The organism is Streptomyces sp. TLI_185, assembly GCF_003814765.1.
Lineage (GTDB): Bacteria > Actinomycetota > Actinomycetes > Streptomycetales > Streptomycetaceae > Streptomyces.
Genome location: NZ_RKRB01000001.1, coordinates 7,693,068 through 7,715,890, shown reverse-complemented (window position 1 = coordinate 7,715,890; position 22,823 = coordinate 7,693,068). Strand labels below are relative to the sequence as shown.

The following is a 22,823-nucleotide window of genomic DNA, read 5'->3' as shown; positions in this document are numbered from 1 at the left end:
GCAACCCACAGCGCCGAGCCCCCCTCTACAGGGATGACCAGGCCCTAGGGGGAGGACGGAACGTGGGGAAGCGGAAGACGGTGACAGCCGTGCCCGGGGACGGGGCACGGATCGGCCGTATCGGCCGCTATCCGGTGCGCTGGCACAACGCCCTGCTGGCGCTGTGGACGACCGTCTGGTTCTTCGTGGCCGAACGCCACGGAGCCGTGTCGTGGCACTATCTGCGGGAAGGGCAGCAACTGCTCTTCCACCAGGTCCCCGGCGGCGGCCTCGCCCTCTACGCCAACCACCCGGACCTGCAGATCGGCCCGGTCAGCTTCCTGGTCGCCGGGCTGTTCGCACCGTTCCCCGCCGAACTCGGCGAGAAGCTCGCCGACGCGTTCATGTCCGGCCTGGGCCTGTACATGCTGGTGCTGGTCGGCCGCGCCGCCGCCGACCACTACCGGGGCACCGGACTCAACCACAAACGCCTCCAGCAGCGCGTACTGATCGCCGGAGCGGCCTTCATCCCCATGTGGGTGGAGGTATCGGTGCGTTTCGCGCACCTGGACGACGTCCTGGCGCTGTTCTTCACCACCCTCGCCGTCCGCGCCCTGGTCCGCGGCAAGGCGACGGCCGTCGGCGTCTTCCTGGCCCTCGCGGTGGACTCCAAACCCTGGGCGGTGGGCTTCCTGCCGCTGCTGCTGGCCCTGCCGCGCCCCGCCCGCCTGCGCTCCGCCGCCTGGACCATGGGCCTGGTGGCCGCCGCGTGGCTGCCCTTCTACCTCACCCACCTGGACACCCTGGCCGCCGCCCGCTTCACCATCCCGAACCAGCCCGCCTCGGCCCTGCGCTGGTTCGGCGTGCACGACGCCGCCACCCCCTGGTGGGATCGTCCCGCCCAGATGGCCCTCGGTATCGCCCTGGGTGCCCTCGCCGTCCGCCGGCACCGCTGGCCGGCCGTCGTGCTGCTCGCCGCCGACGCCCGCATCGTCCTGGACCCGAGCGTGTACACGTACTACAACGCCTCGGTCCTCCTCGGCACCCTGATCTGGGACTCGATCGGCCAGCGCCGGCTGGTCCCCTGGGTCAGCTGGCTCGCCCTCATCTCCCTGTACGGCAGCGCCCTGCTCGTCCCCTCGGACTCCGTCCAGGGCCTCATCCGCCTGGCTTTCGCGGCCGGTTCCGCCGCCTACGTCCTCTGGTGGCCCCAACGCCCGCCCCGCAGCAGACGCCATGGCCGCGGGGCACAGGGCCGGCCGCACCCCGTGATCCCGCAAAGCCGTCGTGCGGAGTCGGACGCACCGCAGAGCTGTTGAGGCGGTACCGCTGAACGGAAGCGGTGACTCCGCGCCGCGGGCGGGCAGAACTCCCCCAAGGCGGACACCGACGCCTCAACACCGTGACGGGGGTGCTGACTTGACGGTCATCGTCGGCCTGGTCAATCGCAAGCGAGTACATCTGGCCGGAGACTCCGCAGGCAGTGACGGATATCGGCTCACCATCTGCCGCGACCCCAAGGTGTTCACCAACGGACCCTACGTCCTCGGGTACACCACGTCCTTCCGCATGGGGCAGTTGCTGCACTACGGCCTCGATGCCCCGCACCCGGAAGGTGCCCTCTACCGCTTCATGGCCACGACCTTCGTCAACGCGGTCCGCACCTGCCTCAAGGACGGCGGCTGGGCGCGCAAGGAGTCCGAGCAGGAACAGGCCGGCAGCTTCCTCGTGGGCGTCCACGGCCGGCTCTTCGCCATCCACGGCGACTACCAGGTCAGCGAGTCCGCCGACGGGTACGCCGCGGTCGGCTGTGGCGACGAGTACGCCCTCGGCGCCCTCCACGCCACCGCCGGCCTCGGCATGAAACCACGCGAACGCCTCACCGCCGCCCTGCGTGCGGCCGACCACCACAGCGGCGCCGTCGCCGCCCCCTACACGTACGCCAGGACGGCGGACTAGGACGGTCAGCCCTCGTCAGCGGCCAGACGCAGGGAAATGGAGTTGATGCAGTACCGCTGGTCCGTGGGCGTCGGATACCCCTCGCCCTCGAAGACGTGCCCGAGATGCGACCCGCACCGCGCGCACCGCACCTCGGTCCGCACCATGCCGTGCGAGCGGTCCTCGATCAGCTCGACCGCGTCGGTGTCCTTCGGGTCGTAGAAGGACGGCCAGCCGCAGTGCGACTCGAACTTCGTGGTGGAGGTGAACAGTTCGGCGCCGCAGGCGCGGCACGAGTACACGCCCGTCGCCTTGGTGTCGGTGTACTCACCCGTGAAGGCGGGCTCGGTCGCGGCCTGGCGCAACACGGCGTACTCGGCCGGGGTCAGCTCCGCACGCCACTGCTCGTCCGGCTTTTCGACGTCGTACGACATGAAGCTCAGCCCCTTACTTCGCGAGACGGTCCAGGATGCGCGGTCCGAGGTCGGTGACGTCGCCCGCGCCCATGGTGAGAACGAGATCACCCGCCTTCGCCATTCCCGCCACGACCTCAGGCACCCCCGCCTTGTCGTGGACGGGCGTCACGTCCGCGCCCGCGGCCCGCGCCGCCTCGATGATCAGCTCGCTCGTCACACCGGGGATCGGGTCCTCGCGGGCGGGATAGATGTCGAGGACCACCGACGCGTCCGCGAGGGCCAGCGACTGCCCCATCTCCTTGCCGAGCTCCTGCGTCCGCGAGAACAGGTGCGGCTGGAAGACGACCAGGATCCGCGCCTCGCCCGCCGCGGCGCGCATGGCCTCCAGGTCGGCCGTCATCTCCGTCGGGTGGTGGGCGTAGGAGTCGATGACCTGGACTCCGACCGCCTCGCCCTTCAGCTGCAGTCGGCGCTTCACACCGGTGTACGCGGCCAGGGCCGGGGCCAGCTCGGCGGCGGGGACACCCAGCGCGACGCCCGCCGCGAGCGCGGCCACGGCGTTGTGCGCGTAGTGCCGGCCGGGCACGGAGACGGCGAAGGTGAGCTCCTGCCCGCCCAGCAGGACCGTGACCTCGCTCTTCAGCCCCTGCGGGACCACGGACAGGACACGTACGTCGGCGTCCTCGGCGTCTCCGTACGTCACCGTCTTCACCGAACCGGCCAGCCGCCGGGTCAGCTCCCGCGCACCCTCGTGATCGGCGTTGATCACCAGCGTGCCGCCCGGCACGATCCGTCCGGCGAACGTCTCGAAGGACTCGTAGATCTCGTCCATGGACGCGTAGTTGGCGTGGTGGTCCAGCTCGACGTTGAGGACGATCGCCACCTCGGGCGCGTACTTGTGGAAGCTGCGGTCCGATTCGTCGGCCTCGGCGACGAAGATCTCGCCCTCGCCGTGCAGGGCGTTGGAGCCGGGCGCGTCCAGGTCGCCGCCGATCGCGTACGAGGGCTTCAGCCCCAGCTCGCTCAGCGAGACGGCCAGCATCGACGTCGTGGTCGTCTTCCCGTGCGTACCGGCGACCGCGATCGGCCGCAGGCCGTCCATGAGCGCGGCGAGGGCGTCGGACCGGTGCACCACCGGAATCCCGAGCTCGGCCGCGCGGGCCAGCTCCGGGTTGTCCTTGCGGATCGCCGACGACACGACCACGCAACTGGCGTCGTCGGCGAGATGCTCCGCCGCATGCCCGATATGCACGGTCGCACCCAGCTCCCGCAGCGCCTCGGCGGTGGCGGACTCCTTCGCATCACTGCCCGCCACCTTGCCCCCACGCTGAGCAAGAATCTTCGCGATCCCCGACATTCCGGCCCCGCCGATGCCAATGAAATGCGGTCGGTCCATGGCGGGGGGAAGGCCGGGTGCCATGCGTGTCTCCCTGTGCTTACTGATACGGCGGACGTTCAGCGCCCCAGCCTATTCGGTACGCCAACCGCCGCCGACCATTGGACGCCGGGGACTGCACCACCCCAGGGGCGCGGGGCTGTGACATCAGCGGCTCCGCCGCGGGGCGCGACCAGCCACATCGGACCCGCACCCACAAACGCACCAAATCCCGACGGCGTCTAGGCCTTACTGTGCGAGAACAGCTTCAACACCGGCACCCCCACCTTGTGCCGAGCCCGAGACGCCCAGTCCCGATGGAAGAACTCCTCCACGTAGTGGGGATCGGTCAGCACGATCACCTCATCGGCGTCGACCTCGTCCACGAGGGCCTTGAGCGCATCCAGCGGATGATCCTCGATCAGCCGCCCCTCCGCCCCGCTGCCTGCGGCATGCAGCGCCTGCAGCGACACCTCCAACGCCCGCTCCCCGAAGGGCCTCGCGGCCTCCCCCTCGGGGACGTCCCGCTCGCGCGCGACCTCGTCCAGCTCGCCGAGCGCGACGTCGTCGATGGCCCGCAGCAGGCGGTCCGCCTGGTCGCCGCGGGGCTGGAGCAGCACGTGGAAGGAGACCTCCTCGTCCCCGTGCAAGCTGGTGACGAACTCCACGTCTGCGGACGTCAGGGCCTTCTCGATCATCAATACGCTTGTGAACACCGGGCGCCCCTTCTGCGGAAACCATCCTGCCCCGTGATGTCACGGGGCACTGCGAGATTCAGTGTGCCCGCCCCGAGCAAAGCGGAACGGTAGGTTCCGCCGTTTTCGGGACCGGCGGTACCGCTGAACGATTGTCAGGGCCGCTGGTAGCGGGTGAAGAGAAACCCCTCCTCCTCCAGCAGCGACGCGAGGACGAAGCGTTGCGGAACCGCGACCGACGGCCCGCCGGCGATGCGCTGCGCGTCGCCGGCGGTGAGCATCGGGGAGACGGCGAGGCAGAGCTCGTCGAGCACTCCGGCGGCCACCAGCTGGCCGAGCAGCCGGGGGCCGCCCTCGGTCAGCAGCCGGGTGTACCCGAGGTCGCCCAGGGCCCGTACGGCGCGGGCGGGCTCCACGCCGACGCCGTCACCGGCGATCACCACCCGGGCGCCGGCCTTCTCGGCGGCGGCGACCCGGTCCGGGGCCGCCGCGGCGCCCGTGAGGACCAGGGTCGGCACCACCGGCGAGGTGAACAGCGGAAGGGAGAAGTCCAGGTCCAGGCTGGCGCTGACCACCGCGATCGCCGGCGCCGGCGGCTGCCCGGCCGCCTGCCGCAGCTCCGCGAACTCCGCACGCGCGCGTGCGGGCCGGTACCCCTCCTGACGTACCGTTTCCGCACCGACGACCACGACGTCCGCCAGCCCGCGCAGGGTTCCGAAGATCCGCATGTCGGCCGCGCTGGAGATCGGCTGCGACCGTCCGTCGTGCTGGGCGGCCCCATCGAGCGTGGACACCATGTTCGCGCGCAGCCACGGGACGGGCCGTCCGCCGGCGGTGGGCTCGGGGTAGGCATAGGCGGCGGCGAGCTCGGGGAGGCTCCACTCGCGGTCGGCCGGGACTTCGGGAACACCGGCCCCACCGGTCACACCCTCCTCGCCGGGAGATGCAGGGGCTTTCGGCACTGTCTCGTCGGTCACAGGGAACAGGCGTCGCATGTCGTGCAGTGTGGCACGGCCCTTAGCATGGGGAACCGTGTCGTCCTCCCCTTCCGCCCCCGGCCTCAGCCCGATAGCCGACGCGGCCCCGCAGTCCCTGTGCGCCCGCGCACCGCACGTCCCCGCCGACCGCCTGGTCGCCGAGATGGTGCCGCCGCCGCGCTTCGACTCGGTCCGCTTCAGAACCTACATGCCGGACCCGAACCAGCCCAGCCAGACCGAGGCCGTGCGGGTCCTCGAGGGCTTCGCGGGCGGCCTCGGCGGGGCGCACGCCATCCGCGGCGGAAAGCGCGGTTTCTTCGGATTCGGGAAGCCCAAGGCGCCGAAGGTCCCGGCCGGCCCCCGCGGCGTCTACCTCGACGGCGGTTACGGCGTCGGCAAGACCCACCTCCTCGCCTCCCTCTGGCACGCCACCCCGGCGGAGCCCGCGCTCAAGGCGTTCGGCACGTTCGTCGAGCTCACCAATCTGGTCGGCGCCCTGGGCTTCCAGCAGACCGTGCAGACCCTGAGCGGCCACCGCCTCCTGTGCATCGACGAGTTCGAGCTCGACGACCCCGGCGACACGGTCCTCGTATCGACCCTGCTCGGCAGGCTCGTCGACGCCGGTGTGGCCCTCGCCGCCACCTCCAACACCCTCCCCGGCAAGCTCGGCGAGGGCCGTTTCGCGGCGGCCGACTTCCTGCGCGAGATCCAGGGCCTGTCCGCCCACTTCCGCGCCCTGCGCATCGACGGCGAGGACTACCGCCACCGCGGCCTGCCCGAGGCGCCGGCGCCCTTCTCGGACGAGCAGGTGACGAAGGCGGCGTACGCCACCCCGGGGGCCTCGCTCGACGACTTCCCGCACCTCCTGGACCACCTCGCCAAGGTCCACCCCAGCAGGTACGGCGCGCTGACCGACGGACTGAAGGCGGTCTGCCTCACCGAGGTCCGCCCCGTCCCCGACCAGTCGACCGCCCTGCGGCTCGTGGTGCTCGCGGACCGGCTCTACGACCGCGAGGTACCGGTGCTGGCCTCCGGGCTGCCCTTCGACCGGCTGTTCAGCGAGGAGATGCTGAACGGCGGCTACCGCAAGAAGTACTTCCGGGCGATCTCCCGGCTCACCGCGCTGGCGCGGGATGGCAAGGGACTCGCCGAGAGCGACTAGTTCACGCCACCCCACCAGCGCATTTCAGGCTCTCTTCAGCTGGAAACGTTAAGTTAACCCTGCAAACAACTTTGCAGGGTTAACGTGTTTCTTGACCGGTGATTGACCATCCCTTGGTCGATGCAAGAGACGTGGGCGACAGGAAGGGGGGGCGCATGTTCCGAGGTACGACGACCCGTACGGTCCTGGCTCTGCTCGCCGCCGCTCTGCTCGCCCTCACCTTCTTCGCACCCACCACGTCCTTCGCAGCCGCGCACACGGTCCGTCATGCCGTAGCCAAGGATCTGCCCGGAACCAAGCTCTCGGGCAAGGCGCTGCGTGACGAGGCCGCGACGTTCCGCGACTGTGGAGTCTCCGGGGCCCCGACCGGCCCCCTGCGCCCCCGCGAGCGTCATGTGAACACCGGATGCACGCCGGAGGAGCCCGAGCGCCCACTGCCGGCGCAGGACCCGGCCTCGGTCCACATGCCGGTCGCGCACCGCACCCATCATCTGCCGAGACCTTCGGCATCCCACTCTCCGGCGGCACTTCAGGTCTTCCGCTGCTGAGAGAGAAGCAGAACAGCGCAGTTACCCCACACCTGTCCTGCCCACACCGACGCGCCGTCGCGGCGCGCCAGGAGGAGTCACCACATCATGCAGCCCCTCATCGACAACGCCCGTACGTTCGGACAGCGCCCTGAGGAGTTCGCCAAACTCGCCGAAGGCCAGTCCCCGCAGGTGCTGTTCATCACCTGCTCCGACTCCAGGGTCGTCCCGGCCCTGATCACCGGCGCCCGCCCGGGCGAGCTCTTCGAGCTGCGCACCGCAGGCAACATCGTCCCGCCGTTCGCCTCCGAGCACCCCACCAGCGAAGCGGCCACCATCGAGTACGCGGTGGAGGTGCTCGGGGTCGACGACATCGTCGTCTGCGGTCACTCGCACTGCGGCGCGGTCGGTGCCCTCGTGCGCGGCGACGACCTGACCGCCGTCCCCGCCGTGCGCGACTGGCTCGCGCACGCCACCCCGCGGCCGGCAGGCGCGGTCGAGGACCCGGCCGTCACCGAGGGCGTGCAGAGCCACGTCCTGACGCAGCTGCTGCGGCTGCGCTCCTACCCGTTCATCGAGAAGAAACTGAAGGACCGTCAACTGTCCCTGCACGCCTGGTACTACGAGGTCCACACCGGCGCCGTCCTGGCGCACGACACCGCCTCCGACGTCTTCAAGGCCCTGTGAGCGCCATGATGACCGTGATATCGAGGAACCCTCATCTGCGGCAGGACTTCGCCGCCTCCCTGGTCGTCTTCCTGGTCGCTCTCCCGCTGTGCGTGGGCGTGGCCGTCGCCTCCGGTGTCCCGGCCGAACTCGGCCTGGTCACCGGCATCGTGGGCGGCATCGTCACGGGCCTGATGCGCGGCAGCAGCCTCCAGGTCTCCGGGCCCGCGGCGGGTCTGACCGTGCTGGTCTTCGAGGCCGTGCAGGAGTTCGGGCTGCCGGCCCTCGGCGTGATCGTCCTCGCCACCGGCGTCCTCCAGATCCTCATGGGCACCCTGAAGCTGGGGCGCTACTTCCGGGCCATCTCGGTCTCGGTCGTCGAGGGCATGCTGGCCGGCATCGGACTCGTGCTGATCGCCGGGCAGCTCTACTCGATGGCGGACGCCAAGGCACCCGCCTCCGGCCTGGCGAAGATAGCCGAGCTCCCCGGCGCGCTCTTCGACGCCGTCGGGAAGACGGACGCCCTCGCCTCGCTCCTGCTCGGCGCCGGCACCATCGCCGTACTCGTGCTGTGGAAGCGGATGCCGAAGCAGGTGCGCACGGTCCCCGGTCCGCTGGCCGCGGTCGGACTCGCGACCGCCGCCGCCGTGGTGTTCTCGCTGCCGGTCGCCACGGTGGAGGTGCAGGGTCTGCTGGGCTCCATCCAGCCGCCCCCGCTGAGCGCCTTCGGCGACCTCGCGAGCATCGGTCTGCTCGGCACGATCGTCGCCTTCACCCTGATCGCGTCCGCCGAGTCGCTGTTCAGCGCGGCGGCCGTGGACCGGCTGCACGACGGGCCGCGTACCGAATACGACAGGGAACTGGTCGCGCAGGGCGCGGGCAACGCGCTGTGCGGTGTGCTCGGCGCCCTGCCGATGACCGCGGTGATCGTGCGCAGCGCGGCGAACGTCCAGGCGGGCGCGCGGACAAAGGCGTCGCGCGTCATGCACGGCGTGTGGCTGCTGCTGTTCGCCGCGCTGCTGCCGAACGTCCTCGGCTACATCCCGATCCCGGCCCTCGCGGGCATCCTGGTGTACTCCGGTGCCAAGCTGATCCCCGTCCGCGAGATCGTGTCGCTGTGGCGCGAGCACCGCGGCGAGTCGCTGATCCTGGTCGTCACGGCCGTGTCGATCGTCGCGGTCAGCATGTTCGAGGGCGTGCTCATCGGCCTGGCACTCGCGGTCGTCAAGACCGCCTGGGAGGCCTCGCACATCAAGCTGGAGGTCGTCGACAAGGGCGCAGGGCCCGTCCAGGCGTACCTCTCGGGCAATGCGACCTTCCTGCGGCTGCCGAAGATCCTCGACAGCCTGGAGGCGCTGCCCCAGGACCGCCCGGTGGAGCTGGACCTGTCCGGGCTGCACCACCTCGACCACGCCTGCCGTACGGCCCTGGAGAACTGGGCCGAGCGGCACAGCGCGGTCGGCACCGAACCTGTGCGGGTCACGGCGCAGTAGCCGTATGACAATGCCCGGTCCGAAACTCGCCCAGAGTCTCGGACCGGGCATATCGTTACAGGAGCGCACATAGCGGCGCGCGCGGACGCGAAGGGCCTCTCGACGAGGAGGTCGTGATGGTCGAAGAGCTGGTGGGAGTGGCCGTGGCCGCCGGCACCGCGGGCCTTGTGTATGTCTCGGCCGCGGCACGGGTCGTCAAGCAGTACGAGCGCGGGGTGGTCCTCCGGCTCGGACGGCTGCGCGGCGGGGTGCGTCCGCCGGGGTTCACGCTGATCATCCCCGGTGTGGACCGGCTGCGTAAGGTCAACATGCAGATCGTGACGATGCCCGTGCCCGCGCAGGAGGGCATCACCTGCGACAACGTGACCGTGCGGGTCGACGCGGTCGTGTACTTCAAGGTCGTGGACGCGGCAGCCGCGCTCATCAACGTCGAGGACTACCGTTTCGCCGTCTCGCAAATGGCGCAGACGTCGTTGCGTTCGATCATCGGCAAGAGCGACCTGGACGATCTGCTGTCCAACCGGGAGAAGCTCAACCAGGGCCTGGAGCTGATGATCGACAGCCCAGCCGTCGGCTGGGGCGTGCAGATCGACCGCGTGGAGATCAAGGACGTGTCACTGCCGGAATCGATGAAGCGGTCGATGGCCCGGCAGGCGGAGGCCGACCGGGAGCGGCGGGCCCGGGTCATCAACGCGGACGCGGAGCTGCAGGCCTCCAAGAAGCTGGCGCAGGCCGCCGGTGTGATGTCCGAGCAGCCCGCCGCGCTCCAGCTGCGGCTGCTCCAGACGGTGGTGGCGGTCGCCGCCGAGAAGAACTCGACGCTGGTGCTCCCCTTCCCGGTGGAGCTGCTGCGCTTCCTGGAGAGGGCGGCTCAGACACCGCAGGAGACGCCACAGCAGGCGCCGCCGCGGAAGACCATTGAGCAGTGACACGTGTTACGCGCGTGGTTCCCGCGCCGCGCGCCGGGTGATAGACACAACGACGTCACAGTTCCTGTCCGCCAACAGGAAGGTTGCACCCTTCATGTCTGCAACACGACGTCAGATCCTCGCCCGCTCCGGTGCCCTGGGAGCGGGCATCGCTTTCACCGGGGCCCTGTCCGAACTGTTCGCGGGAACAGCCGCGGCCCAGGACCTCGGCCACACCGGCTACGGCCCCTTGGTCCCCGACCCGAACGGCCTGCTCGACCTGCCCGAGGGCTTCCGCTACCGGGTCCTCTCCCGCGAGGGCGACCAGCTCCGCTCCGGCGAGGGCCCGGTGCCCTCCCACCACGACGGCATGACCGCACTGCCCGCAAGAGGCGGCCGCGTCCACCTGGTCCGCAACCACGAGAACCGCCCCACCGCGACGTACGCCGTCCCGACGATCGCAGGCCTCACCTACGACCCGGCGGGCAAGGGCGGCTGCACGGCCCTGACCCTGGACTCGCACAACAACGTACTCTCCGAACGGGTCGCCATCGCCGGTACGGCCGTCAACTGCGCGGGCGGGCCCAGCCCTTGGGGCACCTGGCTGACCTGCGAGGAGACCGAGGACAGGGCCGGCACCAACGGTTACACCAAGGACCACGGCTTCATCTTCGAGGTCGACCCGTCCGACCCGCACCGCACGGGCGCCGTCCCGCTGACCGCGATGGGCCGCTTCCAGCACGAGGCGATCGCGATCGACCCGAAGCGCGGGATCGTCTACGAGACCGAGGACGCGTTCCTCAAGCCGTTCGGCCTGTTCTACCGCTTCCTGCCCAACAAGCCCCTGGGCGGCGTCGGTTCACTGCGCGCGGGTGGCCGACTGCAGGCGATGCGCGTGCCCGGCGTACCCGACCTCTCCACGATCCAGGAGACCGGCGCGACCTTCGACGGCATCGAATGGGTCGACGTACCGGACCCTCTCGCCACCCAAACCCCCGTCCGCCTGCAGGACTTCGGCCCGAAGGGCATCACCCACGCGCAGAAGCTGGAGGGCTGCTACTGGGGCGGGCGGTGCGTGTACTTCGTGTCGTCGTTCGCGCACAGCGCCGACGGCTCGGCGGCCGACCACTACGGCCAGATCTGGCGCTACGACCCCTCGGCGCGCCGCCTGACCCTCGTGATCGTCTTCGGCCCGGACACCGACGTCCAGCTCCCCGGCGAGTCCCCCGACAACATCTGCCTCGCCCCGAGCGGCGGCCTGATGGTCTGCGAGGACGGCAACGGCGCCCAGCACGTCTTCGGCGTGACGAGGGGCGGGGAGGTGTACGCGATGGCGCGCGGGAGACAGGCGATCACATCAGCCGCTACCGCGGCGGGCGGCACGCCGGACGCCCCGGAGTGGGGCGAGTTCGCCGGCGTCACCTTCTCCCCCGACGGGCGCACGATGTACGTCAACTGCTACACACCCGGCACGACGTTCGCGGTGACGGGGCCCTGGCGCAGGTAGCGGGGGCACAGGGGCGCGACTAGCGTTTCGTACATGCACCGCAGGCTCGTGATCGTCGCCGCCGCGGCGGCAGTGGGGCTCGCCTCGGGGTGCGGGGACGGCGGCGGTACGTCGGTCCCCGCACCCAGCGCCGCGCGGCGGATCACCGTGACGAGCAGCGCCTTCTCCGAGGGTGGCACCGTCCCCCGCCGGTACACGTGCGACGGGGAGGACGTCTCACCGCCGCTGGACCTGTCCGGCGTCCCGGACACCGCCGCCGAACTGGTCGTGCTGGTCGAGGACCCGGACGCCCCGCACGGCACCTTCGTGCACTGGCTGATGTGGGGAATCGACCCGCACGACACCCACTGGGCCGCCGGAGAGGTACCGAAGCGCGCCACCCAGGGCCGCAACGGCTTCAAGAAGAACGCGTACGGCGGCCCCTGCCCGCCCAAGGGCAAGCCCCACCACTACGTCTTCTCGGTCTACGCCACCGACAAGGCCCTCACCGTGTCCGCCGACGCCACGGCCGACGACGTCAGGCGCTCACTGAGCGGCCATACGGCGGCCTCGGGCACCCTGACCGGCCGCTACGGGCGCTGACCGCCGGGCACTGACCACGGAGTGGTGCGGCGATACGCGATTCGCCCGTTTCATCCATTTATGTTCGTACGATGATCAGTCTCGTACGACCTCTACGCGTACGCCATGCAGCCGCCGCCTGTGCACTCGGCGTCGTGCTCACCGCCTGTGGCGCACCCGACGCGCCCCACGCCGCTCAACCGGCCCCCTCCGCGGCCTCCGCCGTGCCGTCCCGGCCCCCGACCCTCGCACCCGGCCCCGCCGGTCTCACCCCCGTCTTCAAGAACGGCCCGCGCACGCAGGGCAGCACGGTCGCGCTCACCTTCGATGCCGACATGACCGCCGATCAGGGGGCGCGAGCGGCGGCCGGCGAGCGGTTCGACAATCCGGAGCTGATCGCGACACTGCGGGCGCTGAAGGTTCCGGCGACCGTGTTCATGACCGGGCGATGGGCGGACGAGTACCCGGTGCAGGCGCGGTCCATCGGGCGGGACCCGCTCTTCGAGGTCGCCAATCACTCCTACAGCCACTACAGCTTCACCGGGGACTGCTACGGCCTGCCGACCGTCTCCGAGGACCGGATGCGGTCGGACGTGGAGCGGGCGTACGCCGCGTTCCGCAGGGCCGGGGTGCCGGACGCGATGCCGTACTTCCGCTTCCCGGGCGGCTGTTACGACCGGCAGGCCCTGCGGGCGCTGGCCGCGACCGGCGTCACCGCCGTGCAGTGGGACGTGGTGAGCGGGGACGCGTTCGCGACGGACGCGGACGCGGTGGCCCGGCAGGTGCTGGAGGGGGTGCGGCCGGGCTCGGTCGTCGTGATGCACTGCACCCGCAGCGCCGCCCCGGTGACCGAGCAGGCAGTCCGCCGGATCGTGCCCGAGCTGCGCAGGAAGGGCTTCCGGTTCGTGAAGGTGTCCCAGCTGATCGGGGCCACGAGGGGGCAGCAGTGAGCGGCTTACGCTGGAGGTGTGAGCGAGGACTACTGCACCACCCGCGACGCGCCGAAGCCGCCCGAGGCAGACGGGCCGCCGTATGCCGAGTGCGTGCTCTGCCGCGAGCCGACCGAGTACCCGGAGTCGTACAAGGGGATCACCCTGTGCCCGGTGTGCGAGTGGCAGGAGGCGCAGCGCACCGCCTGCTCAGGGTGAGCGCCGGGACGTCAAAGAGCAGGGGCCGCCGTGCTCCCTGAGGGGCCCTGGACTGTGTCGATATGCGGCTCCGCCGCGTGGGCGCGACCAGCCCCCCACCGGCACGCGCCGCGGCGGAGCCGCACTCGCTACAGCATCTGCGCGCTTCCAGCGGAGCGCCCGCTCAGGGCGAGCGGCGGGACGTAAGGGCGCAGGCCGCCGCGCTCCCTGAGGGGCGCGGGGCTGTGTCGATATGCGGCTCCGCCGCGTGGGCGCGACCAGCCCCCCACCGGCACGCGCCGCGGCGGAGCCGCACTCGCTACAGCATCTGCGCTTCCAGCGGAGCGCCCGCTCAGGGCGAGCGGCGGGACGTAACGGCGCAGGCCGCCCCGATCGCCGCCGCCGCGATGACGGCTGCCGCGGCCAGTGGCACCAGGGGTACGGGGACCCTGCCGGACTGCGAGCCGGCGACCAGGCCACTGACCGCCGCCTGCGCCGGTGAGCCCGTCGTCACCACCGAGAGCAGCGCCGTGAGCAGCATCGCCGGGACCGCCCGGCCGGGCGCCCGCAGCACCGGCCAGTTGGTGAGCGCGCCGACGGCCGTGCCGAGCAGCGCGCAGGCCTGCGCGGCGAGGAGCCCGGCCAAGGCAGCCGGGAGCACTGCGATCCGGGCCCGGTTGTCGGTGCTCACCGGGGCGCTGATCAGGGTCACGACGAGGACCGCGGCCGTACCGAGTGCCGCCGCCGCGATCAGGGCCACCAGAAGCCGCGCCAGATGCGCCCGCCCCGGCCCGGAGGCCGCGGCCACGCACGCGCGTGCCGCGGGCGGTTCGACGGTGACGCAGATCCGTACCAGCCAGGCGGCGACGGGCAGCAGGGCCGCGGCCGTGTAACCGAGCGAGTCGAGGACGGGCTGCCCGCTCTGCACACCGATGCCGAGGAACGCCGCGTACAGGATGACCGGCGGCAGCCAGCGCTGCGAGCGCAGGAGAAGGGCGGCCTGGTAGCGCAGGAGAGCTGTCATCGGCGGCTGTCCTTGTCGAGGGCGTGCACGCTGACCACGTGCCACGGCGGGCGGGCCGTCAGCAGGGTGCGCAGCACGACGTCGGAGTGGGAGGCGGGGACGGTGAGGCGGTAGGTGCCCGGCGCGGCCTCCTCCGCCGCGACGAGGGCACCCAGTGCGTCGACGGGCGGCTGCCCGCCCTGCGGGCCCTGCACCTCGACCACGACCTGCGGGCCGCTGTCGGCCGGTGCGGTGGTCTCGCGTGTACGGCGTTCGAGGCCGCCGTCGCGCACGGTGTACGTGGTGTCGGGCGCGCCCGACAGCCTGCGCGGGTCGTGGTCGACGAAGACCACGGCGCAGCCCGCGGCGGTGCGGTCGGCGACGGCCCGCTCCAGCTCGCCGCGGGCGGCGGCGTCCAGGCCGGTCCAGGCCTCGTCGAGGACGAGCAGCTCCGGCTCGGCGAGCAGGGCCTGCGCGACGGCGACCTTCTGGCTGCTGCCCTTCGACAGCTGGGCCATGGGGGTGCGGGCGTAGGCGGAGGCTCCGAAGCGGTCCAGCCATTCGTCTGCGGCGCGGGTCGCCGTGCGGCGGGAGAGACCGTGGATGGTGCCGAGGTGGGTGAGGTAGCCGTGCGGGGTGAACGGGAGGGCCGAGGGGAAGCGTTCGGGGACGTAGGCCGTGCGCGGGCGTCCGGTGATGCGGCCCTCGCTGGGGGCGTCCAGGCCGGCCAGCAGGCGCAGGAGGGTGGACTTGCCGGTGCCGTTCGGTCCTTCGACGCGGGTCAGCGTGCCCGGCGTCACCGCGAGGTGGACGCCGCGTAAGACCCAGGGGCCGCGGATGCCGTAGCGGCGGCCGACATTGTCGAGCCGAAGATCACGTCGCATAGCGGCATCTTCGCAAAGTGGCACTGCCCGGCACCCCCTTAAGGTTGGCTGATGTGAGCCAAGATGTGACGTCCACCAGTGACAGCCCTTTCCGGTCCGAGCCCAACGAGCGGGATCAGGCACCGCAGTTCGTGCTGCCTCTCGTCGTACACATCGAAAAGGCCGCGCCGCCCGCCCGTACCGACGCGCTGGAGACCGCGGCCCGGGCGGTACTGGTGATGCTCAGCGACGAGCGGTCCCTCGGGGACGGGGAGTGGGCCCAGGTCATGCGGGACTGGCAGGACGCCCGGATCCGCAAGGTGGTGCGGCGCGCCCGCGGCGCCGAGTGGCGGCGGGCCGGGGCGCTGCCCGGGATCACGGTGAGCGGCAAGTCGGCGGAGGTACGGGTGTTTCCGCCCGTACCGCTCGACGGATGGCCCAAGGACCTGGCCAAGTTGCAGGTCTCCGGCACCGATCTCGACGACCCGGAGCCGCCGGCGGAGGCGGATCCCGCGGCGCCCGTGCTGTGGCTCAACCCCGACCTCGACATGTCCGCCGGCAAGGCGATGGCACAGGCGGGGCACGGCGCCCAACTGGCCTGGTGGGAGCTGTCGGACGAGGAGAGGCGGGCCTGGCGGGACGCGGGCTTCCCGCTCGCCGTACGGAGCGCCGACCCGGGGCGCTGGGCCGAACTGACCACGAGCGGGCTGCCGTTGGTGCGTGACGCGGGCTTCACGGAGATCGCGCCCGGCTCCTGCACGGTGGTGGCCGATCATCCGGCGCTGCGCTGACCCGGATTGACGTGCTGGACACACCGCACTGGACGTGCAACTTTACCATTCCGTTTGGTTTTTTACCTGTTGTTTGAACAACGTGGATGTCCCGCGCGTACCTCCTGGCATGCGGATCAACGGTACGGCCCTGCTCGTCGCGGCCATCGTCGTCACCCTCGGAGCAATCGCGTTCCCCATGTGGTCGTACGCCGACCGGTTGGGCACCGGCCAGGCGAACGTCGCGGCGGGGACCGTGAACACCCAGTGGGGTCCGCTGACCGCCGCCGACCGCGATCTGATCGTGCGGGTGCGGCTGGCCGGTCTGTGGGAGCTGCCCGCCGGGCAGCAGGCGGTCGAGCGCGCGCCCAGCCAGGCGATCAAGGAGGCGGGCGACCATCTCGTCGTCGGCCACACCGACCTCGACAAGCGGGTGCGGATCGTCGCGGCCCAGCTCGGCGTCGCGCTGCCGAACCAGCCGAACGAGCAACAGCAGGGCTGGTTACAGGAGATGACCGCGGCGACGGGAACGGAGTACGAGTACAAGTTCGTGAACCTGCTGCGCTCGGCGCACGGCAAGATCTTCCCGGCCATCGGCACCGTCCGGAACAGCACCCGCAACACGCTCGTACGTCAGCTCGCCTCGGACGCCAACCAGACGGTCCTCGACCACATCACGGTGCTGGAGAAGACCGGCCGGGTCGACTTCGACGCCATCGCCAACGACGCGGCGGGCGCCACGACCGCCAGCCCGACCGGGCCGCCGGCGCCGGTCCCCGGCCAGGTGGCGCCCTCGGCGCCGGCCGCCGAGGCCACCGGCGACATCGGCACGACCTCCCGGCCGTCGCCGGGCGCGCCGGGCACGGTCAACACGAACCGGCCGGATCCGCAGGACTCGGCGGGCGTGCTGGAGTGAGCGGACCGGGACGGAGGCCCGGGCGGGCCCCAACCTCAAATCTTCCTCTGAAGGTGCGCGGGGCCGGGTTCGCCGCCGGTCGCCGGGGCCATACCCCCGTCACGTCCGAGAAGACGACGTCGAAGGAGACGACCGCAGGGCGGACCGGATGAACGCCGAGGAGGGGGACGGACCATGGAGCGACTGGGAACGGGCATCGGGTGGCGGCCGGAGATCGCCGACGCCGTGGAGCGCATGCCGGGCATCGACTGGGTCGAGGCCGTGGCCGAGAACGTGTGCCCCGGGCACCTCCCCGAGTCGCTGCGACGGCTGCGCGCCCGTGGGGTGACCGTCGTCCCGCACGGCGTCTCGCTCGGCCTCGGCGGCGCCGACCGGCCCGACGAGCACCGGCTCACCGCACTCGCCGAGCGGGCCGAGGCGCTGGGCGCGCCGCTGGTCACCGAGCACATCGCGTTCGTACGGGCCGGCGGGCCGCTGACGGCGTCCCCGCTGCTCGAGGCCGGGCATCTGCTCCCCGTGCCGCGCACCCGGGACGCGCTCGACGTGCTGTGCGAGAACGTCCGCATCGCACAGGACGCGCTGCCGGTGCCGCTCGCCGTCGAGAACATCGCCGCGCTGATCTCCTGGCCGGGCGAGGAGATGACCGAGGGACAGTTCCTGTACGAGCTCGCCGACCGGACGGGCGTACGGCTCCTGATCGACGTGGCCAACCTGCACACCAACCACCTCAACCGCGGCGAGGACCCGGCCAAGGCGCTCGCGGAACTCCCCCTGGAGGCCATCGCGTACGTCCATGTCGCGGGCGGGTTCGAACGCGACGGCGTCTGGCACGACAGCCACGCCCACCCGGTGCCGCAGCCGGTCCTCGACATCCTGACCGACCTCGCCGCTCGGGTCTCGCCGCCCGGGGTCCTGCTGGAGAGGGACGAGAACTTTCCCGAACCGGCCGTGCTGGAGGGGGAGTTGGAGGCGATCCGGGGGGCCGTGGAGAAGGGACGGGCGATACGGGAAGAGACAGCGGCAGAGGTTGCGGCGGAGGCGGTGGCGGTCGCGGGCTCCGTCTCTCCTGCCTCCGACGCCGCCCGTCAGCGGCTCGGGCTCGCTCAGGCCGCCCTGCTGTCCGCGCTCGTCGCCGGGACGCCCGTGCCGGAGGGGTTCGACCGGGTGCGGCTGGGGGTGCAGGCGCGGGCGCTCGCCGGGAAGCGGGCGGACGTGGTGGCCAAGGTCGCGCCCGAGCTGCCGGAGATTCTCGGGGACACGTACCGGCCCGCCTTCCTCGCGTACGCCCACCGGCACCCGATGACCGGCGGCTATCGCCGGGACGCCCTGGACTTCGCCGGGCAGCTGCTGCTCGACGGGCGCCTGGAGGAGGGGCGGGCCCGGCGGGAGCTCAGGCAGTGGTGGCTGGAGCGGTCGGGGCCCGTACCGCGCTCGCAGCGGCCGGCGGTGAGGATGGCCAGGGCGGCGCGGCGGGTGCTGCTGCACCGCTGAGCCCGCCGTCCCTCGAAGGCGTTCGAACTCCTTAGTAATATGCGGTGCCGTAGGAGGCACCATGCGACCGCGACCACCCGTCACCGGCCGAGGCATATTCAGCGGCACCGGGGTCATCATCATCGGCCTGACGGCGACCCTGTTGGCGTTGATCTTCCCGATCTGGTCGTACGCCGACCGGTCCGGAACCGGCGTCAGCGTGCTGAACGCCGACACCGTGTCGACGCAGTACGGGCCGCTGTCCGCGCTCGACCGCGACTTCATCACGAAGGTCCGGCTGGCCGGCCTGTGGGAGCTGCCCGCCGGGCAGCAGGCCGAGCAGAAGGGCACCACCCAGGCCGTACGGACCGCGGGGCAGCATCTCGTCCTGGGGCACACCTTCCTCGACCAGCGGGTACGGGACGTGGCGGCCAAGCTCGGGCTGCAGCTGCCCAACGAACCCAACGACCAGCAGAAGCAGTGGCTGGCGACCCTGAACGCGGCTCAGGGCACGGACTACGACAGCAAGTTCGCCAACATTCTGCGACTGGCCCACGGCAAGGTGTTCTCGGTCGTCGCCCAGGTCCGCGCGAGCACCCGCAACTCGCTGGTGCGCGCGCTCGCCGACGACGCGAACACGACCGTGCTGGACCACATCAAGGTCCTGGAGGCCACGGGCTACATCGACTGGGACGCGCTTGCCCAGGACCTGGCCTCCTCGAGCACTCCCCCGCTGACGGCCTCCCCGGCCCCGCCCGGTCCGACGGCGGACCCGGGCTCCGTCGTCCCGGTCGAGCCGTCCTCCTCCCCGACCTACACGCTCCCGCCGGCCGCCACCAGCCCGCCGCAGTGATCTCTGCCGGACCATCAAACGGAACGTCACATACCGACAACACTCCGTCCGCATCGTGAACAGGGCATGGATTTTCCCCGGGCATCTGGCATAGAAACACGGCATGTTCTGGGTCGTTCTCCTGCTGCTGGCCTGGGCCGCCGCCGGCACCGCGTGCACGCGGTTGTGCCTGGCCGCCGTACGTGCGGCGGCCGGCGACGGGGAGGTCGGAGCGCATGCCCGGCGTCATGACCTGACGCTCTACGAGGCCGCCTTCCTGTCCGGCGGGCCCGGCCGGGTCGCCGATCTGACCATGGTCTCCATGGCCCGGCAGCGGCGCCTGCTGCTCGCCCACACGGGCTGGGCGACGGTGGTCGACCCGCGCGGCCGGGACGACATGGAGCGGTCCGTCATAGGGGCCATCGGGCCCGAGGGACAGAGCCGCATCGCCCCGGTCCGGGCCGCGGCGGCCTCCGCGGACGCGGTCGCCGGCCTCGGCGACCGGCTCGTCGACGCGGGCCTGGCCGTGCCCGCCGGCGCCCGGACCACCGTCGCGGCCGCAGTGCGCCAGGTGCAGCTCGCCGCGGTGGCCGTGCTCGTGCTGGGCGCGATCGCACTGCTGGTGCCCGCGCAGCCGGACATGCCGCGCGGCCTGGTCGCCCTGTGGTTCGCCCTGCCGCTCGCGCTGACACTGAGCTGCCTGGCCATCGCCCGGGTCGAGGCCCACCCGTACTCGCGCTGGGCCTCCCCGGCCGGGCAGCGACTGCTCGGCGCCCTGACCCGGCGCGTCTCGTACGGCGACGACCGTACGTACCTCACCACCGTCGCCGTGCGAGGCGTCCGCGCGATCGGCGAACCGGACCTGCGCGCGGCCTTCGCGCACCGCGACCAGTCCTGGCGTGAACCACACGCCAGGGGCGCATAGGGGGCATTGAGGCCGACACCGCCGGGGCGGTGCTTGCCTTCTGCATGCACCGAACGAAACATCCCTTTTGTCGCTGCCATGCACCGAAAGGGATACGTCATGAGAGCTGCCGCCCTGTACTCGGCCGCCGGATCCTTGCTCCTGACCGCCCTCGCGGCCGCCCCGGCGGGCAGCACCCCTGTCGCCCCGGACGCGGCCCAGTTGCACGGAACGGCGGTGGCCGCCGCGCGCGCCAGGGCGGCAGGCATCGAGTTCGGGAAGTGCTCCGCCGCGCAGGACATGCCGGGCACCATGGAGTGCGGCACGGTGTCCGTCCCGCTCGACTACGCGCATCCCCGCGGCAAGCAGATCAAACTGACCGTCAGCCGGGTGACGGCCACGCACAAGGACCCCCACAACAGCAAGCGACGGGTGCCCCGGCAGGGCGCCCTGGTCTACAACCCCGGCGGGCCCGGCGGCGACGGCCTGTACTTCCCGCTCGTCGGGATGCTCCCCGAGTGGAAGCGCCTCGCGGCGGCCTACGACCTGGTCGGCTACTCCCCGCGGGGCGTCGGCAAGTCCTCGCCCCTGTCCTGCGAGGAACCCAAGCTCTTCTTCAAGGCACCCTCACAGGCGCCGACGTACCCCTCGGAGACGTACAAGCAGGAGCGCGTCGCGCAGGCGAAGGCCTACGCGACGGGCTGCGCCAAGCGGTCCGGTGGCGGGCTGCAGTACTTCAACTCGCTCAACAACGCCCGTGACCTGGACGTCGTACGGGCGGCGCTGGGCGAGGGGAAGCTGACGTTCATGGGTGCGTCGTACGGCACCTACTTCGGGGCGTTGTACGCGACGCTGTTCCCCTCGCACGTGCGGCGGATGGTGTTCGACTCGGCGGTGAACCCGGCTCCCGAGCAGATCTGGTACCGCAACAACCTCGACCAGTCGGCCGCGTTCGAGAAGCGCTGGGCGGACTTCCGGGAGTGGATCGCCCGGCACGACGATGCGTTCGGTCTGGGGAAGACGGCCGACGAGGTGCAGGCCAGTTACGAGAAGGCGAGCGAGCAGCTTGCGGCGAAACCGGCGGGCGGCAAGGTGGGGCCGGCGGAACTGCAGGCGGCGTTCCTGTCGGCCGGGTACTACGACGACTACTGGCCGACCCGCGCGAAGGCGCTGTCGGCGTATCTGAAGGGTGATGCGAAGCCGCTGGTCGAGCAGGCCGGTCCGGCCACCGAGACGGCCGCCGAGGCGGAGAACACCAACGCGGTGTACACCGCCGTCGAGTGCAACGACGCGCCCTGGCCGACGGACTGGAAGGTCTGGGACGAGGACAACACGCAGCTCGCGCGTGTGGCGCCGTTCGAGACCTGGGACAACGCGTGGATGAACCTGCCGTGCGCCTACTGGCCGGCGCCCCGGCAGCAGCCCCTCGATGTGCGGACCGGGCCGGGTGAGCTGCCGCCGACGCTGATCCTGGCCGCCGAGCGGGACGCGGCGACGCCGTACGACGGCGCCGTGGAGTTGCACCGGCGGCTGAGCGGCTCGGTCCTGGTGACCGAGCGGGAGGCGGGCACACACGGCATCGCGGGCGGCCCGAACCGGTGCGTCAACGGCTACCTGGACTCGTATCTGCTGGAGGGCCGGCTGCCGGTGGAGCAGGCGTCCTGCGCCCCGCACGCGGAGCCGAACCCGGCCGCAACGGGCGGCCGCTCCCGCCCGGCCCCCGTCAAGGAGAACCTGAAGGGAAAGACCGCCCGTCCCTGACCACCCGACACCGGGCGCCGGCTACGCCAGACCCGCGATGAGCTCCGCGATGTCCTTGCGGCGCCCGGTGCTGCATCTCCCGGGCGCCAACCCCCGGACCCCCGGCCGGGCACCAGGCAACGCGTTCGATCAGGCCAGCCCTTCGACCAGCTCGGACACGGACTTGCGGCGCCCGGTGCTGCATCTCCCGGGGGCCAACCCCCGGACCCCCGGCCGGGCACCAGGCAACGCGTTCGATCAGGCCAGCCCTTCGACCAGCTCGGACACGGACTTGCGGCGCCCGGTGTAGAACGGGACCTCCTCGCGGACGTGCATCCGGGCCTCGGAGGCGCGCAGGTGGCGCATGAGGTCGACGATGCGGTACAGCTCGTCGGCCTCGAAGGCCAGGATCCACTCGTAATCGCCGAGGGAGAACGAGGCGACCGTGTTGGCGCGCACGTCCGGGTAGCCGCGGGCCATCTTGCCGTGGTCGGCAAGCATGCGGCGGCGGTCCTCGTCGGGCAGCAGGTACCAGTCGTAGCTGCGCACGAAGGGGTAGACGCTCACATAGTTGCGGGGCGTCTCGTCGGCGAGGAACGCCGGGATGTGCGAGCGGTTGAACTCTGCGGGGCGGTGCAGCGCCATGTTCGACCAGACCGGCTCCAGGGCGCGGCCGAGCTTGGTGCGGCGGAAGAGGTTGTACGCCTCCTGCAGCTGGTCGCTGGTCTCCGCGTGCCACCAGATCATGAGGTCGGCGTCGGCGCGCAGGCCCGACACGTCGTAGGTGCCGCGGATCGTCACGTCCTTGGCGGCGAGCTGGTCGAACAGCTCCTGGACCTCGTCGGCGTAGCCCGCGCGGTCCTCGGGCAGCACGTCCTTCAGCCTGAAGACGGACCACAGGGTGTAGCGGATGACCTCGTTGAGGTCCTTGGCCAGCTTGCCCTTGTTCGCGATGCGGTCCGGGGCGGTGGTGGGGGCGTCGTCACTCATGCGG

Annotated in this window: 24 protein-coding genes; 17 read left to right on the top strand and 7 right to left on the bottom strand. The window is 71.6% G+C overall.

Going from position 1 to position 22,823, the window contains the following annotated elements:
* Positions 1 to 62 precede the first annotated feature (62 nt).
* Both EDD92_RS35605 and EDD92_RS35600 read left to right on the top strand, forming a co-directional pair.
* The gene (locus EDD92_RS35605) at positions 63 to 1,298 is read left to right on the top strand and encodes a hypothetical protein (protein WP_399184721.1); all 1,236 of its coding nucleotides are present in this window, start codon (positions 63 to 65) and stop codon (positions 1,296 to 1,298) included.
* 100 nt (positions 1,299 to 1,398) lie between these two features.
* A complete protein-coding gene (locus EDD92_RS35600; RefSeq protein WP_123968092.1) occupies positions 1,399 to 1,938 on the top strand; it encodes a hypothetical protein in 540 nt (179 codons plus the stop codon).
* A gap of 5 nt (positions 1,939 to 1,943) precedes the next feature.
* On the opposite strand, the gene msrB is transcribed toward EDD92_RS35600, so the two are convergent.
* From msrB to EDD92_RS35580, 4 genes are all read right to left on the bottom strand, one after another.
* On the bottom strand, positions 1,944 to 2,351 hold the full coding sequence (gene msrB / locus EDD92_RS35595; protein ID WP_123968091.1) for a peptide-methionine (R)-S-oxide reductase MsrB: 408 nt from the start codon (positions 2,349 to 2,351) through the stop codon (positions 1,944 to 1,946).
* A 13-nt stretch (positions 2,352 to 2,364) separates the two neighbouring features.
* On the bottom strand, positions 2,365 to 3,753 hold the full coding sequence (gene murC, locus EDD92_RS35590; protein ID WP_123968090.1) for a UDP-N-acetylmuramate--L-alanine ligase: 1,389 nt from the start codon (positions 3,751 to 3,753) through the stop codon (positions 2,365 to 2,367).
* Between the two features lie 197 nt (positions 3,754 to 3,950).
* A complete protein-coding gene (locus tag EDD92_RS35585; protein ID WP_123968089.1) occupies positions 3,951 to 4,424 on the bottom strand; it encodes an indole-3-glycerol phosphate synthase in 474 nt (157 codons plus the stop codon).
* A gap of 134 nt (positions 4,425 to 4,558) precedes the next feature.
* Positions 4,559 to 5,398 carry a pyrimidine reductase family protein gene (locus tag EDD92_RS35580; RefSeq protein WP_123968088.1) on the bottom strand — a complete coding sequence of 280 codons (840 nt, stop codon included), beginning with the start codon at positions 5,396 to 5,398 and terminating at the stop codon, positions 4,559 to 4,561.
* Between the two features lie 37 nt (positions 5,399 to 5,435).
* On the opposite strand from EDD92_RS35580, the gene zapE reads away from it, so the two are divergent.
* The 9 genes from zapE (at position 5,436) to EDD92_RS35535 (ending at position 13,352) form a co-directional block, all read left to right on the top strand.
* Positions 5,436 to 6,542: a cell division protein ZapE gene (zapE, locus tag EDD92_RS35575; RefSeq protein WP_123968087.1), complete on the top strand. Its 1,107-nt coding sequence runs from the start codon at positions 5,436 to 5,438 to the stop codon at positions 6,540 to 6,542.
* A 155-nt stretch (positions 6,543 to 6,697) separates the two neighbouring features.
* Positions 6,698 to 7,090 (top strand): hypothetical protein, encoded by a 393-nt coding sequence (locus tag EDD92_RS35570; protein ID WP_123968086.1) that lies wholly within the window; start codon positions 6,698 to 6,700, stop codon positions 7,088 to 7,090.
* An 87-nt stretch (positions 7,091 to 7,177) separates the two neighbouring features.
* Positions 7,178 to 7,756, top strand: coding sequence for a carbonic anhydrase (locus EDD92_RS35565; protein ID WP_123968085.1), 579 nt, complete (start codon positions 7,178 to 7,180; stop codon positions 7,754 to 7,756).
* 5 nt (positions 7,757 to 7,761) lie between these two features.
* Entirely contained in the window at positions 7,762 to 9,228 is a 1,467-nt protein-coding gene (locus EDD92_RS35560; protein ID WP_185124232.1) for a SulP family inorganic anion transporter, read from the top strand.
* 116 nt (positions 9,229 to 9,344) lie between these two features.
* On the top strand, positions 9,345 to 10,157 hold the full coding sequence (locus tag EDD92_RS35555) for a slipin family protein (protein WP_123968083.1): 813 nt from the start codon (positions 9,345 to 9,347) through the stop codon (positions 10,155 to 10,157).
* A gap of 94 nt (positions 10,158 to 10,251) precedes the next feature.
* Positions 10,252 to 11,643, top strand: a complete 1,392-nt coding sequence (locus EDD92_RS35550; RefSeq protein ID WP_123968082.1) for a PhoX family protein — start codon at positions 10,252 to 10,254, stop codon at positions 11,641 to 11,643.
* Between the two features lie 33 nt (positions 11,644 to 11,676).
* Complete coding sequence (locus EDD92_RS35545; protein WP_123968081.1) at positions 11,677 to 12,225, top strand: YbhB/YbcL family Raf kinase inhibitor-like protein; 549 nt, start codon at positions 11,677 to 11,679, stop codon at positions 12,223 to 12,225.
* 71 nt (positions 12,226 to 12,296) lie between these two features.
* The gene (locus EDD92_RS35540; RefSeq protein ID WP_123968080.1) at positions 12,297 to 13,154 is read left to right on the top strand and encodes a polysaccharide deacetylase family protein; all 858 of its coding nucleotides are present in this window, start codon (positions 12,297 to 12,299) and stop codon (positions 13,152 to 13,154) included.
* 18 nt (positions 13,155 to 13,172) lie between these two features.
* Positions 13,173 to 13,352 (top strand): hypothetical protein, encoded by a 180-nt coding sequence (locus EDD92_RS35535; RefSeq protein ID WP_123968079.1) that lies wholly within the window; start codon positions 13,173 to 13,175, stop codon positions 13,350 to 13,352.
* 331 nt (positions 13,353 to 13,683) lie between these two features.
* On the opposite strand, the gene EDD92_RS35530 is transcribed toward EDD92_RS35535, so the two are convergent.
* A complete protein-coding gene (locus EDD92_RS35530) occupies positions 13,684 to 14,355 on the bottom strand; it encodes an ABC transporter (RefSeq protein ID WP_123968078.1) in 672 nt (223 codons plus the stop codon).
* The gene (locus tag EDD92_RS35525) at positions 14,352 to 15,218 is read right to left on the bottom strand and encodes an ATP-binding cassette domain-containing protein (RefSeq protein ID WP_123968077.1); all 867 of its coding nucleotides are present in this window, start codon (positions 15,216 to 15,218) and stop codon (positions 14,352 to 14,354) included. Before EDD92_RS35525 ends, EDD92_RS35530 begins: the two co-directional genes overlap by 4 nt.
* 53 nt (positions 15,219 to 15,271) lie before the next feature.
* On the opposite strand from EDD92_RS35525, the gene EDD92_RS35520 reads away from it, so the two are divergent.
* The 6 genes from EDD92_RS35520 to EDD92_RS35495 all read left to right on the top strand — a co-directional run bounded on the left by EDD92_RS35520 (position 15,272) and on the right by EDD92_RS35495 (position 21,850).
* Positions 15,272 to 15,988, top strand: a complete 717-nt coding sequence (locus EDD92_RS35520; RefSeq protein ID WP_185124231.1) for an aminoacyl-tRNA hydrolase — start codon at positions 15,272 to 15,274, stop codon at positions 15,986 to 15,988.
* Between the two features lie 109 nt (positions 15,989 to 16,097).
* Positions 16,098 to 16,883, top strand: coding sequence for a DUF4142 domain-containing protein (locus EDD92_RS35515; protein ID WP_123968075.1), 786 nt, complete (start codon positions 16,098 to 16,100; stop codon positions 16,881 to 16,883).
* Positions 16,884 to 17,057: 174 nt separating this feature from the next.
* Positions 17,058 to 18,374: a DUF692 domain-containing protein gene (locus EDD92_RS35510; protein ID WP_123968074.1), complete on the top strand. Its 1,317-nt coding sequence runs from the start codon at positions 17,058 to 17,060 to the stop codon at positions 18,372 to 18,374.
* Positions 18,375 to 18,435: 61 nt separating this feature from the next.
* Complete coding sequence (locus EDD92_RS35505; protein WP_123968073.1) at positions 18,436 to 19,206, top strand: DUF4142 domain-containing protein; 771 nt, start codon at positions 18,436 to 18,438, stop codon at positions 19,204 to 19,206.
* Positions 19,207 to 19,309: 103 nt separating this feature from the next.
* Positions 19,310 to 20,110, top strand: a complete 801-nt coding sequence (locus EDD92_RS35500; protein ID WP_123968072.1) for a TIGR04222 domain-containing membrane protein — start codon at positions 19,310 to 19,312, stop codon at positions 20,108 to 20,110.
* A gap of 99 nt (positions 20,111 to 20,209) precedes the next feature.
* Positions 20,210 to 21,850: an alpha/beta hydrolase gene (locus EDD92_RS35495; RefSeq protein WP_123968071.1), complete on the top strand. Its 1,641-nt coding sequence runs from the start codon at positions 20,210 to 20,212 to the stop codon at positions 21,848 to 21,850.
* Positions 21,851 to 22,087: 237 nt separating this feature from the next.
* On the opposite strand, the gene hemQ is transcribed toward EDD92_RS35495, so the two are convergent.
* Positions 22,088 to 22,819: a hydrogen peroxide-dependent heme synthase gene (gene hemQ / locus EDD92_RS35490; protein ID WP_123968070.1), complete on the bottom strand. Its 732-nt coding sequence runs from the start codon at positions 22,817 to 22,819 to the stop codon at positions 22,088 to 22,090.
* Between the last annotated feature and the right edge of the window lie 4 nt (positions 22,820 to 22,823).